Annotated in this window: 8 protein-coding genes; 5 read left to right on the top strand and 3 right to left on the bottom strand. The window is 46.7% G+C overall.

Annotated elements, in window-relative coordinates; genetic code table 11:
• The first annotated feature begins 34 nt into the window (after nucleotides 1-34).
• Nucleotides 35-1,216, top strand: coding sequence for a DUF4317 domain-containing protein (locus MKY85_RS04090; RefSeq protein ID WP_339239556.1), 1,182 nt, complete (start codon nucleotides 35-37; stop codon nucleotides 1,214-1,216).
• Nucleotides 1,217-1,387: 171 nt separating this feature from the next.
• Here MKY85_RS04090 and MKY85_RS04095 read toward each other — a convergent pair whose 3' ends face one another.
• The 3 genes from MKY85_RS04095 to MKY85_RS04105 all read right to left on the bottom strand — a co-directional run bounded on the left by MKY85_RS04095 (nucleotide 1,388) and on the right by MKY85_RS04105 (nucleotide 6,702).
• Nucleotides 1,388-2,506: a response regulator gene (locus tag MKY85_RS04095; protein ID WP_339258864.1), complete on the bottom strand. Its 1,119-nt coding sequence runs from the start codon at nucleotides 2,504-2,506 to the stop codon at nucleotides 1,388-1,390.
• Nucleotides 2,503-5,634, bottom strand: a complete 3,132-nt coding sequence (locus tag MKY85_RS04100) for an ATP-binding protein (protein WP_342571853.1) — start codon at nucleotides 5,632-5,634, stop codon at nucleotides 2,503-2,505. Before MKY85_RS04100 ends, MKY85_RS04095 begins: the two co-directional genes overlap by 4 nt.
• Before the next feature lie 120 nt (nucleotides 5,635-5,754).
• A complete protein-coding gene (locus MKY85_RS04105) occupies nucleotides 5,755-6,702 on the bottom strand; it encodes an AraC family transcriptional regulator (RefSeq protein WP_339258869.1) in 948 nt (315 codons plus the stop codon).
• Nucleotides 6,703-6,871: 169 nt separating this feature from the next.
• On the opposite strand from MKY85_RS04105, the gene MKY85_RS04110 reads away from it, so the two are divergent.
• The 4 genes from MKY85_RS04110 (at nucleotide 6,872) to MKY85_RS04125 (ending at nucleotide 13,146) form a co-directional block, all read left to right on the top strand.
• A complete protein-coding gene (locus tag MKY85_RS04110) occupies nucleotides 6,872-7,891 on the top strand; it encodes a glycoside hydrolase family 88 protein (RefSeq protein WP_339304091.1) in 1,020 nt (339 codons plus the stop codon).
• A 13-nt stretch (nucleotides 7,892-7,904) separates the two neighbouring features.
• Nucleotides 7,905-10,085 (top strand): 1,3-beta-galactosyl-N-acetylhexosamine phosphorylase, encoded by a 2,181-nt coding sequence (gnpA, locus tag MKY85_RS04115; protein ID WP_342571854.1) that lies wholly within the window; start codon nucleotides 7,905-7,907, stop codon nucleotides 10,083-10,085.
• A gap of 214 nt (nucleotides 10,086-10,299) precedes the next feature.
• Nucleotides 10,300-11,148, top strand: coding sequence for a GNAT family N-acetyltransferase (locus tag MKY85_RS04120; RefSeq protein WP_342571855.1), 849 nt, complete (start codon nucleotides 10,300-10,302; stop codon nucleotides 11,146-11,148).
• A 195-nt stretch (nucleotides 11,149-11,343) separates the two neighbouring features.
• A complete protein-coding gene (locus tag MKY85_RS04125; RefSeq protein ID WP_342571856.1) occupies nucleotides 11,344-13,146 on the top strand; it encodes a sensor histidine kinase in 1,803 nt (600 codons plus the stop codon).
• Nucleotides 13,147-13,152: the final 6 nt, after the last annotated feature.

The raw sequence follows: 13,152 nt of genomic DNA on the forward strand, positions 1-13,152 counted from the left end.
CCAGAAACATATCTAAGGAGTTGCCGAATCCAATATGAATAAAAAAGAAGTCGCGCATATACGCAAGCAGTTTAAACTCGATCACGATTTACTGAATATTTACGATATTCTCAACGTCTATATTACGAAGGAAACCAACGAGGTCTATCACTGGGAGCGTCACCCGTTCGAACTGGTGGACAGAGAGAAGCAGGAGCTGTACATGGGCAATTTCAAAAAGCTGCTGACAGGCGATCTGGATCAGAAGCTGTTTGAGTTGAAGTTCCAGGAAGCAGCGGAGGACCCGGCTCAGGTATTGCTTCACCAGGCTCTGGTCACAGGTGACCCGGACGAATGGCAGGATCTCATGCTGTTGCTCGTGGATCGAATGTTGGTGGATGCCAAGTATGAGCGGGATATGGTAGCTACGTTCGTGCGCGGACAGTATTATCTGCCGACTAAGGCTAGAAACGAAGCCACGGAAGAGAGTGAGAAGAATGAGGTGTTCGCCCATCCCTTCATTCTGTGCAGCGTGAACTCCACGGAGAAACAGCGGAAAACGCTCTTGTTTGACTATGTGGAGAGAGAATTCAAATACAACATTATTGTCGATCCGATTATCAAATTAAGCACGCCAGAGCAAGGGTTCCTGTACCCGAGCGTAACGGACAACTACTCCGATGTGAATCGTGTTCTATATTGCACCGGGAAATCCAATTTCCCGGACCCACATTTTGTTGAAAATGTACTGAATGGCGAAAGATCCGTAACCGCACTGGAAGAACGGGCGATCTTCGAGGATATCGTCAAGGAAGTGGCCGGTGAACAGCTCGATTCAGCCACCATTGCACATGTATATGAGGAGATCAACCGCGTTATCGAAATAAATGAAGAGTCTCATGAGGAAGAACCTCCGAAGCTGGATTATAAGGATCTGGAACGTGTACTGACCGCAAGTGGTGTGGAAGATCTGACAACGGAGAAAGTGGAACGTGCCTTCGAAACGATCGTGGACAACAAGAATTATGAGATGAAAGCGACCAGTGTTATGCCGAAGTTTACGTCCAAGTCCATCAAGATCGAAACTAAGGTTGCTACGATTTCGGTTAGCCCGCAAGACCTAAGATATGTGAAACAGGTGAACTATCAAGGCAGACGTTGCATCATGATTGAAGTGGACGAAGATGTCGTGATTGAAGGGTTTACCCTTAATACAGAAAAACTTATCAATGAGTAATTGATTCTAGACCCTGATGATGTAATATCATCAGTTATGGACGAATGAACGTCCATTTATGGCAAAAAGCCCAAGCCTAAAGGAACACCGAACTGCTCCCTGTCGTAGTAAACCATAGAAGACTACGATAGGAGCAGTTCAGTATGCCAAGGCATGGGCTTTTTTGCTATTTCAGGACTGTCGCAACAGTTGCTTGATTTCCGCTGCCGGACTGGAGCCAAGTTCTTCTTTGAGTAGTTCCTCCAGAACAAGATACTGTCGCTGCGCTTCGGTTCTTCGTCCAAGCGACAGATACAACAGGATGATCTCACGATGAATATCTTCCCGAATCGAATCAATCTGGAGGATACGTTCAAAATAATACAGCGCCCGTAACGTCTCGCCTTTCTTCGCGTGATAGTGGGCAGCGGTTTCCATCGTCATGAGGAAATCCAGTTCCAGCTGTCTGGACCACGCGAAAGCCCACTCATAGTGCCTTCCTTTCAGGAGTTCACCCGTATACAATGTGTCCATCCGCTCGAAGAGCTCTGGACGATGTGCCGAGGCCTGACGCATCTGGCGGAACAAGGCCTCAAACTCGTACAAATCGCAGTTGATTGCATCTCGGTCAATACGAATGCCATTCCTGTCCTTAAGAATGATTGGCACGTCACTGTTGTCGCCGATGGCACGCCGCACGTAATACAATGTGGAATTGATGTTCGTCCAGGCCTTCTGCGGACTGAGGTCCTTCCACAACGTATCAGCCAATGCATCGCGGGTGGTTGACTTGGTATACAACAAGAAGGCGAGTAACTCTTCCGTTTTGGGCGTTCTAAGTTTGATGGGGCTATCTGCTCCGGCTCCACCGAACACGGTGAATTCACCAAACAGACGAACGTTCAGTTTCGGTTCTGGCACCGCTGGCCCTGGCGTTGTCACGGATTTGTGAAGCTGCTGCTGCAACCGCTGAATGCTGCGATTCAGTCGCTCTGCCGTGACCGGTTTAATAACGTAATCGATCACCTCTTTGTCGAAGGCCTGCACCGCATATTCCTCATATCCGGTCACCAACACGATGGGAAGCAAAGGGTGATGTTTCCGCAATTCACCAATGAGGTGCATACCCGAAATGCGAGGCATTGTAATGTCCAGAAATGCTGCATCGAAGCTATTCTCTGCCGCGTATTCACAGGCTTCCTCCGGATCGTGAAACGCACGACATACTTCAACTTCTCCGCTTTCTGTCAAAATACGATTCAGTCGCTTGAGCGACAGATCCTCATCATCCACGATGATGACTTTTATCATGTCTCATAACCCCCGTTCCCATCTGTGCTAATACGTTGATTGGGAAGATCAAATGTAATGCGCGTTCCCTCGCCGTCCAGACTTTCCATCTGAAGGTGTCTGCCATACAGCAGGTTCAACCGGCTGGAGATATTCCATATTCCCACGCCGTTACTGCCGTCCGTGGATTGCCGAATTTCCTCCATTCTTTGCTTGGTTATGCCGATTCCGTTGTCCTCGATAGAGAAACGTGTTTCCGTATCATTCAGATTACGAATGGACAATATGACGCGACCACCGCGAATGCTGGACATCAGCCCGTGCCGAATCGCGTTTTCAATCAGGGGTTGCAACGTGAGGGGCGGAATGTCCATATTTCGGTTCACGTCCGCATCCACATCAATAATGACCTCCAGCCGTGAGCCAAAGCGTGCCTGCTCAATGGCAACGTATGCTTCGATCATCTCCAGTTCGTTCATCAGGCTGGTTTTGGAGTCCAGATGTTTGAAGTGCACACTGCGCCTTAAGTAACTCGATAATTGCAAAATCAATTGTTCTGCCTGATTTGGCGCATCTACACACAATTCGGCAATGGCATTCAGAGCGTTATACAGAAAGTGCGGGTTCATCTGTGACCGCAAAAAGGATATCTCGGCATCTCGCGCGGCTTGAACAGACGTTATCATCCGGGTCAAACCGCCGATCCGTGCCAGCAATTCCTCTGATTCAAACGGTTTTGATACGAAATCATTGGCACCTTTCTCCAAAGCCAGCTTCAACTGGTTGGCTTTATTACTTGCCGTCAGCATAAGCACCGGAAGCTCGGAAGGAGAGTAACGTTCCCTGATCCGTTCCAACAATTCGTACCCTGACATGTCCGGCATCATAATGTCAGCAATGACCAGATGTACGGAAGGAAGCTGGTCGAGCAGATCCAGTACAGAAGGGGAACGTGAGGTTACCGCATAACAGTAGCCCTCCAACTTCAAGAGATTCACTATGGTCTGTAAATTAGCCGAGTCGTCGTCCACAACGATGATCCATTCGTTGAGATGCCCTTCCACAATCGTTGGTTCTTCGAACCTTAGTAACTGATTACCATGACTTGTAGGAGCTATGGTAATTGGCTTGACGTTGGATCGTTTCTCACCTTTGCCATCGGCCAACGGAAAAGTCAGGATGAACGTGGCCCCCATGCCAGGTGCCGATTCTGCATGAATGGTTCCTCCATGCAGCTCTACCAGCTTGCGTGTAATGCTTAGTCCAAGTCCGGTGCCTCCGGCAACGACTGGTCCTGTATCTGCTTCCTGCTCGAATGGCAGGAAGATATGCTCCAGCTTGTCCTTGCCGATGCCACGACCGGTATCGATAATGCGGATTTCCGCTTTGCCATGAACAACGGCAGCTTCGATGCTTACTGTACCTTTTTCCGTGAATTTGACGGCATTACCGATCAGATTATGTAAAATCTGAATCAGTCGGTTGCCATCCGCATAGATTGGCGGGAAATGAGCCGGGATGCGATTAACGAGCTCCACCATTTTCGAGCCAAGCAGGAAGGAGTGCATACGCATGACCGATTCGACAAACGAGTACAGATCGGTTGAAGACCGGTAAAGCGGGATGTCGCCATGTTTCATTTTCGAATAATCCAGTAATTCATCGACCAGGTAGGTTAATCGTCTGCCGCTACCCGTCACGATCGCCAGGTTATGCGCCTGTTCGTTGGTAAGCGGACCTTCGGCACCTTTGAGCAGGCTCTCACTGATGTTCACAATGGCATTCAGCGGTGTTTTGAGCTCATGCGAGGTGTTCGACAGGAAGTCATCTTTCACCTTATCCAGCAAGAGCAACTGATCTTTTAGCGCACGGACTGTACGATATGACTCGAAGAACCGAAGTACCGCCAGAAACAACATCAGGATGCTGAACAGGACAATGGAGACCTGCCCGATGTTCATATTTTCCTTTAGCGAGATGGAGAAGAGATTAATGTCCAGACAGTACAGCATGATGCTTAAGAGAGCCGCATACCACAAGAAAGTAGACAGCCGATCACCCTTCTCACTCGTCAGAAACTGTGATGCGCATTGATATAACAACCAGAGCAACATTAACGTGTACATAACGACAACGTAAGGTGCAGCCAGCCCGTAGATGGAAATAGGCAGGAGCGCGACCATGCATAAGTAAGCTCCGAAGATAATCAGGATTACCGTTGTAAGCAGACTGGTCAAGATGCCTGTTTTGAATCGGTAGAAGTAAAAGGTCAGCAGACCCAGGCATGCAACGGAGCAGAAATCTTTTAATTTATAAAGCGTGCTAAAGGAGATTTCCATGTTCACCATGGATAACACACGTTCGCTGATCATGCCGTTATAGAGCGCATACAGCAGACAGACTAGACCAAGCAGCAGCAGGGAATCGTCCCTGTTTCGGTAGAGAGCAGACCCCAGGTAACTGATAAGGAATATGATCGAAATGGTAGCCAGGACAGCAAGTGTGCCGAATTCAACGGCTGTGCTGATTTGATGTTTTTTCAGCATGGCTGCTTGTTCGCCGAAAAAGAGTGGCCCCGGAATGCCAGCGTCCGCGTAATCATAATTAGCCACCCGGATCACAATTTCAATGTCACCGCCATGATAAGGAAAGAAGCCGATCTGTGGGGAGTTTCCCGGTCGATATCCCGCTGATTTCTCCACGGCATGTCCGTCTTCCAGTAGCTTGTTGCCATTGATATAGATTTCGCTGGCAAAACGGATGTTCATTTTTTTGATAGCCAGCGTTCCTTCAACTGGTACATTTCGGAGCACCAGTCGATACGTGGCGAAGCCGTGGGTTGGCAGTCGTTCGCCGTCCATTTTAATTCGATTCCATGAACCGGGAACCTTTGCATATGTATCGGGTGCTATTGTTGGACCAACCTGATTCGGAGTTGCAGATTCAACAGGAAGCAACTTGTTCCAGTAAAATTCCCACTCACCGTCCAGCTTGATCCGCTCGTCTTGTTCCGGGTTCCAGCCCGATAGATCCATAACACCTTGACGGGCAAGAAGAGCCGCAGATTGGGGTTCTCTGATTGTTGACAGGAGCAGTACGGTAACAGCAACTACAACCGTCAGGACAACGCCTGAAATTTTTAATAACACGAAATGCTGCTCCTTTAGAGGTTGTATGAACCATTGGTAGATTCGAACCAAATCTCTTGTATTCTATCGGCATTGTAGCGAATATCTCTGGGGGGTGCAATCATATTTCGACAAAATCCTTCATACCCACCCCGTGAATTCCAGTATTGATGCTTTTGCAGACTGTGCTTCTGTATGGGCTGCTTTGCGCCAGGCTTTGGGTGATTGTCCCATCAGTTTGACGAAGCAGCGGTTAAAGCTGGAGATGGATCGGAAGCCGACTTGCTCGGAGATGGACAGGATGGAGGCGTCCGTGCTTTTCAATCGCTTGCATGCCTCTTCAATTCGGGTACTGTTCAGAAAATCAAGCGGTGTGGTTCCCATAATTTCATGGAACTTGCGCCGAAAATGCGTTGTACTCAGATGACACAGATCAGCGAGGTAATCGATGGTCACAGGCATCATATAGTTTTTGGTGATAAACTCCAGCACGGGTGAGATGACCAAGTCTCCTTGGAGGTCTCGTTCCCGTTCCTGATTCTGGGCTGACCAGCTCTCGTTGCTTGCATGAAGTCGAAGCAGTTCGATGTATAGAGACATCAATAAGCCGTACGCGCTCTCCCGATAATAGGGGGACTGCTGCTTAATCTCTTCTACGATTGATGTTGCGAGTGAGTGAATTTTGGGATGCTGCTCCTTATTCAGAATGCAATTGGTTCCCTGAATCGCCCATAGATTCGGTTCAATGTGGTTTTGGGCTGTTTTGAGTGAATGGCGGAAGAGTTCTTCCGGTGAAAAAAAGATATATGCCCACAGGCTGGCGTTATTAGGTGAACTATATGTGGTATGCGGAAGGTAACGGGGAATGAACGTGACGTCGCCTGCCCGAAACGGTACAGATTCCCCCTTAATCTCCATGACCCCTTCATCCGAATAACAGATGCCAATCTCCATGTGGTTATGGAAATGAAGATGCTCACTCTTGATATCGGATATTCTCCAGCGGTCTCCACTGAGTAACAGGACAGGGAAATCAATGGGCAGGCTGTAGTGACGATATTCAATGACAGGTTTCTTCGGTTTGGGCATTGTCGAGGGCTCCTATGTATAAATGATTGAAATTGCGCACTTTTGTTGTGAATATGCTTAGATTGAGACTATTTTACTGCGTACAATGGAATAAGTAAAGCGTTTACAAATGGACGGACACCTCTCAAGGCGCACTTGGGGGTGTGTGCGCAGGGAGAGGGGAATAACAATGCTTCAAGTGAAATATGACAGAGAACAGATTCTTCACGTAATCGAGAATGTTACCAAGAAAACACTGGATATGGATCTGACATGGGATTGGCCCGGCGGTGTGGCCTATTATGGTGTATCCAGAGCCTATCAGACGACAGGCAACCAAGAGATTCTGGACAGGCTGGTGAAATGGGCAGACGAATATATCGAGCTGGGTCTGCCAAGTTGGACGGTAAATACATGTGCCATGGGTCATGTGCTCATCACTTTATATGAAGAAACAGGGGATCAGAAGTATTGGGATATTGTTCTCAGCAAGGTTGATTATCTCCAGAACCATGCACTTCGCTTTGGAGACAATGTCCTTCAGCATACAGTATCCGTGTCCAATGATTTTCCGGAACAGGCTTGGGCGGACACCTTGTTTATGGCGGCATTTTTCCTGCTCCGTGTAGGTAGCAAATTAAAGGATGAAGCCATGATTCAGGATGCGCTGAATCAGTATTACTGGCATATCAAGTACCTTCAGGATCCAAGCAGCAGTCTGTGGTATCACGGTTATAACAATATCAACAAGGATCATATGTCCGGATTTTACTGGGGGAGAGCGAACGCTTGGGGCGCCTATACAATGTCTCAAGTGAAGCCGCAATTGAACGACTGGTATCTGTATCCGCAATGTATGGATGTAGAATGTGCTCTTCGCGATCAATTGGCGGCTCTGAAGCTGGTACAGACCGAGAACGGCTTGTGGCGTACGGTGCTGGATGACGTAGAATCGTATGAAGAGGTATCAGCTTCCGCGGGTATTGCAGCGGCAATGATTAATAACGGCAACCCACTGCATACCAAATATGTGCAAAAGGCACTCGAAGGCATCCTGAACAACATTAGCGAAGATGGCCGTGTGCTTGGTGTATCTGGCGGTACAGCAGTGATGAAGGATCGGGATGGCTATCGCAATATTCCTAAAGACTGGATTCAAGGCTGGGGTCAGGGCCTGGCACTCGCTTTTCTGTCCGATATGTTGAGATAGGGAGGGAACCCAATTGTCCAAATTAACCAAAGGCTCCTTTACACTGCCGGGAGAATCCGGTTATGAGGCGCTTACGCTGGAACTTGCCGATCGCTGGGGTGCTGATGTGATCCGTGACAGTGACGGTACGAAATTGTCTGACGAGATTATTAATGCCGGATATGGCATCTATTCAACCATTTGCATCATTCGGGATCATAATGAGTGGGCATCCCGTAATCTGGATAAGCTGCAGCAATGTTTTCTCATTACGAATCCGAAGGTCGCTGTACAAGATTATGTATCCATCTATCTGATGGAGGATTTTTTTGCTGAACAATTCAGGGTGAATGATTCCAAAGAAGCGTTTAAGTATTGGCAGGTATATGATCGAACGACTGGAGAAGAGGTACCAAGAGCACAATGGAATTATGAAAGGGAATCTGGCAATGTAGTGATTACTGGCGTTGCTCCCTGGCATAAATACACGGTAAGTTTCATGGTCTATCGGATCTGGGAAGAGATATCCATGTACAATCATACGACGAATAACTGGGATAAAGAGCATCTGATGCAGATTGACCCAATCTATACGGAAACGCAAACCTATCTGCTGGATTGGATGGAAAATTGGTGCCAAAATCATCCAGAAACAACGGTTGTACGTTTTACATCGCTATTCTATAACTTCGCCTGGATCTGGGGCAGTGATGAACGGAATCGCCATCTGTTGTCGGATTGGGGTTCATACGATTTCACGGTAAGTTCGAGAGCGCTGGATCTGTTTGCTCAGAAATTTGGGTATTCACTCTCAGCCGAGGACTTTGTGAATGGCGGTAAATATCAGGTCACTCATATGCCTGCGGATCAGCGCAAACTGGACTGGATGGCCTTTATCAATGATTTTGTCATTGAATTCGGTAAGAAATTAATTGATATGGTGCACAAGCATGACAAGCTGGCGTATGTCTTCTATGATGACAGCTGGGTGGGCATGGAGCCGTACAATGATCGCTTTCAGGAGTTTGGATTCGACGGCATGATCAAATGTGTGTTCTCCGGTTATGAGGCTAGAATGTGCTCAGGCGTTAAGGCTGATACCCATGAGATTCGATTGCATCCCTACTTGTTCCCGGTTGGCTTAGGCGGGCTTCCTACCTTCAAGGAAGGCGGAGATCCTACCCTTGATGCAAAGAAATATTGGATTAATATTCGGCGTGCGCTGCTGCGTGAGTCAATCGACCGGATAGGACTGGGTGGGTATTTGCATCTGGTTGAGCCTTATCCTGATTTTGTGGATTACATTGAGAAGATTGCCCATGAATTCAGGGAAATGAAAGAGCTCCATCAGAAGGGAAAACCTTATCAGATCAAGACAAAAGTAGCCGTTCTGCATAGCTGGGGCAAGTTAAGATCGTGGACCTTGTCCGGTCATTTTCATGAAACGCATATGCATGATCTGATTCATGTGAATGAGGCATTAGCCGGATTACCTGTTGACGTGCAGTTTATTGATTTTGAGGATATTCGTCAGGGCGTATTGAAGGATGTGGATGTTGTCATTAATGCGGGTTCTGCGGGTTCAGCATGGAGCGGTGGAGAGCACTGGAAAGACCACCAATGTGTAGACATCCTAACCCAGTGGGTGTACGAAGGCGGTACATTTATGGGGATCAACCAGCCCACAGCGACCCACGGGTACGACAGCTATTTTAGAATGGCTCATGTGCTTGGGGTAGATGAGGATACAGGTGCAAGGGTTGTTCATGGAAAATGGTCCTATGAGGTTAGTGATGAGTATGGTTTGGTGCCTGAGGGGGCCAGCATACTTCCGAAAAAGAACATTTATCTTACTGATGGATCAGCAGCTGTAATGAGTGAAACGAATGGTCAGATCACGTTGTCCACACATGCTTTTGGAAAAGGAAAAGGGATCTACCTGCCTTCCTTCGAATTCAGCTGGGCAAATACAAGATTACTTCTGAATTTGATTCGATTTGCGGGCAATGAATTCCATGAAACATTGTACATCACGGATAACTTGTATACCGAGTGCGCTTACTACCCTGAAAGCAACATATTGGTTGTGATCAATAATAGCGATCAGGTTCAGTCCACGACGATCCATACAGAGCATGGGAAACAGACCATGGAATTGGAGCCGTATGATACGGTGATCACCAAAATTGGTTTAACCAAATCGGTATCCCCATAGAATAAATAATGATTAAATAGACCGTATCCCTTAACCAGGGAGCGGTCTATTTAGTGATTAGGGCGTGTCTGAAAACTCTCAAGGAAGCAGATTGTATAGTACGGATATTACTGTATCGTGTTAAAACTATTTAGTAGAATATTTAAATAAGGATAGGGATCATGAGCCCTAAATATATTATTGTTTTCATCCTTTCAAAGGAGAGAGTGCCCTAATGTACAGTTATAAAATGTTGGACAAGATAAGCACGGAAACACTTCACCAAGCGTTTGTGGATGCGTTCTCCGACTATCAGGTTAAAATGGGTCTGCCCTTTTGGAAGTTTCAACAAATGCTCCAACGAAGAGGGTATCACCCCGAAATATCTATGGGAGCCTTTAAAGATGGGAGAATGGTCGGATTTGTTATCAATGGACTTCGAAGCTGGAATGGAAAGGCAACTGCATATGACCTTGGGACAGGCGTTGTACAAGAATGCAGACGGCAGGGCATTACAAGCCATCTGCTCTTGAATATTCGAAAGCTGCTAAAAGAAAAAAATATAGCGCAATATCTGCTGGAAGTCATCCAATCCAACGAATCTGCAGTTCAGCTTTACAGTAAACAAAACTTCAAAATTCAAAGGGAATTCGCATGTTTCCAGCTGGAAAAAGATAAATTCATACCGAAAACGGCCTGCACAGTGGAATGTGTGGAGAGAATTGATTTGGAGCAGTTTAAGGAATTTTGGGATGTGGAGCCCTCCTGGCAAAATTCAATAGATTCCATCTACGCTGTACCAGAAGCTTTTAGCTATGTAGTTGCACGTCAGGATGACAAAATTGTTGGCTATGGCATTATAGATCAAAAAACAGGTGATATTCCACAGCTTGCAGTGAACCCAAATTATCGGGGCAAAGGTATTGCAAGCAGCATCCTGACAGAGATGGTCAAGCGCACAGAATCGCCAATAATCAGTGTCCTCAATGTGGAATCTCATCTCAAACCGATGGAAGATTTCCTCCTGGTCAAATCAGGTTTTACGTATCATGTTGGCCAGTATGAAATGCTCCTAAAATTATAACGTGATCGTCGTCTCTACGTAGGATCAAATCGGGTTCATACGAAAATATGTGAGGTATTCGTATCTGTCCTGTTGGGCCAGTCGATCGGGAGGTTGAATTATAGGCCTCCCGAATTCCTGGATTGGAGTATCCAATCATTCCCTTACTCGTTATAATAATGTGGATGTCAATGTAAGAGGAGACAACGATAAGACATGAGCCGCAAGATGCACTGTAAGCGCATTCAGTTTCTGGATGATTGGAGCCTCAAAACGAAGTTGTACATATTGTTCATTTTTTGTGTGCTGGTTCCGGTTCTGGTCACAAATACCGTGTTTTACCTAAGCATCAAAGGTAACATTGAGGAGAAGGAGCATAGCCGATTCAATGAAATGCAGCAAAGGATCAAGTTCAACCTGCGAAACAGTATAGACAATAGCTTGTATGTGTCCAATTTTCTCTATACCGATGGAACGCTGAACCGGTTCATGGAGTCCAAGTACCGCGATCAGGAAGACTATTACTCTGCCTACTATGATATGCTTAGCAACAACAATCTGGTCAGGTACTATTACAGCTATCAGCAGGTGAACCAAGTTACGTTTTATGTTGGAAATGATACCTTCGTCAATGGAGGAAACTTCATTAAGCTGGATGATGAGGTGAAGAAAAGTGATTGGTATCAAGCGCTGATGAACACAAGCGACCATATCATGATCTATTCGTATTTTGACAAGCAGCAGGCAGAGATGTCGCAAAGTCAGGGAGGACGCAAAGTCAGCATTATTCGCAAGCTGGATTACTTTGGGGAGCAGCAGGTTGAAAAGGTGTTAAAGGTTGATCTGGACTATTCTTTCATCAACAAATCGCTTAAAAATGAGGGAGCGAACGGGAAGGTATATGTCGTTTCGGATGGCAGGGTCATTTTCTCGAACGATTCCGAAATGAATCAGACGCGCCAGCCATTTAATCTGATTGCAAACAGTCCAATTGATCCTGTTCAATCCATGCAATCGATTCCCGTCGTATCCGAGGATTGGCAGATTTTCGTCAGCACGGAGAAATTGGACGTTCTGTCGGAGATTGTTAATTCCAAGCTTAATTTGACGTTGCTGATCATTCTTAATCTGTTGGTGCCCACACTGCTGATCTGGTTGATATCCAGATCACTGGTCATCAGAGTTGATCGGATAGCGAAGCACCTGGATCAAGTGAAGCATGAGAAATTTGAAGTGATATCGGGACCTGTGGGCAAGGACGAGATCGGTAGCCTGACCCATAGTTATAACATGATGGTCATCAAGATCAAGAACTTGATTGAAATTGTGTTTAAGGGTCAAGTGGAGCGGCAAGCCCTTGAGCTCTCCAAGAAGCAGGCGGAGCTGAAAGCCCTTCAGAGTCAGGTGAATCCCCATTTCATGTTCAACACGCTTGAAACGATCCGTATGCGGAGTTTGATCAAGCAAGAGCTTGAGACCTCCGATGTCATTCATAGACTGGCACTGCTGCTGCGTCAGACGATCAATTGGGGCGACGATCTGATTACCATCGCACAAGAAATCAATTTCGTGGAAAGTTATCTGAGTATTCAGCAGTATCGCTTTGGCGAAAAGCTGCAATTTGCAATCAGGATCACTGACGAATCCATTGCTGCGATGATGATACCCAAACTAACCGTTCTCACCTTTGTGGAGAATGCTTGTATCCATGGCATTGAAGGGACAGCGAATGATGGGATCGTGGAGGTATTATTCGAAATTCGAAGTAATGCGCTCTACATTTCCATTCGAGACACCGGCGTCGGTATGGATCAGGACAAGCTGTCCTCGCTCCGCAAAATGATGCAAGACCCGAGTATGGATCGGATGAGCGAGCTTAGCAGCATTGGCATGATGAATGCATATATTCGGCTACGGATGTATTTTGATGATTTCGTTCAGGTGCACATATTCAGTGAAAAGGGGAAGGGGACAACGATTGGCATTCAAATTCCTCTTATGCTGGCATCCCAAGAATAAGGAGCG

Origin of the sequence: Paenibacillus sp. FSL R5-0749 (assembly GCF_038595085.1) — a bacterium.
Lineage (GTDB): Bacteria > Bacillota > Bacilli > Paenibacillales > Paenibacillaceae > Paenibacillus.